Source organism: Pseudomonas sp. EA_65y_Pfl1_P113 (assembly GCF_963970525.1).
Classification (GTDB): Bacteria; Pseudomonadota; Gammaproteobacteria; order Pseudomonadales; family Pseudomonadaceae; genus Aquipseudomonas; species Aquipseudomonas tritici.
In genome coordinates, this window is the sequence record NZ_CAXAQM010000691.1 from 1 (window position 1) to 430 (window position 430).

Annotated in this window: 1 protein-coding gene; it reads right to left on the reverse strand. The window is 66.0% G+C overall.

The features are described from left to right. Nucleotides 1-284 (reverse strand): E3 binding domain-containing protein (locus tag AACY52_RS31745; protein ID WP_339561617.1); only part of this gene is annotated, 284 nt, incomplete at its 3' end. Between the last annotated feature and the right edge of the window lie 146 nt (nucleotides 285-430).

Here is a 430-nt window from a genome sequence, read left to right on the forward strand (position 1 = left end):
GTCACGTCGATGCCGGCTTCCTTGGCGAGGCGGCGGGCCAGCGGCGATGAGAACACGCGGCCGGCCTGGCCGTTGCTCTGCGCGGCGGGGGCAGCGGCCTGCGGCGCAGGCGCGGCGGCGGCCGGCGGCTGGTCGAGGCCAGGGGCAGGCGCGGCCTGGCTCCAGGCGCACATGGGCTGGATCATGAACGCGGCCGCCGCGACTCCGGCCATCCAACGAATGTTCGACATCGGCGCTACAGTCCCTCTTACGCTTGGACGGCGGTCAGCTTCACCGCGTGTCATAGTTCAAAAATCCCAGCCGCCCAGTCATAGGGAAGTTTAGCCGCAAAAGCACGGTGCTCGAAGGGCCAAGCGGATTTGTCTCATTCCGCTGATAGACGAGCGAGATGTCGATGCAAATATCGCGGTAGATGATGCCGGCTTCGGAA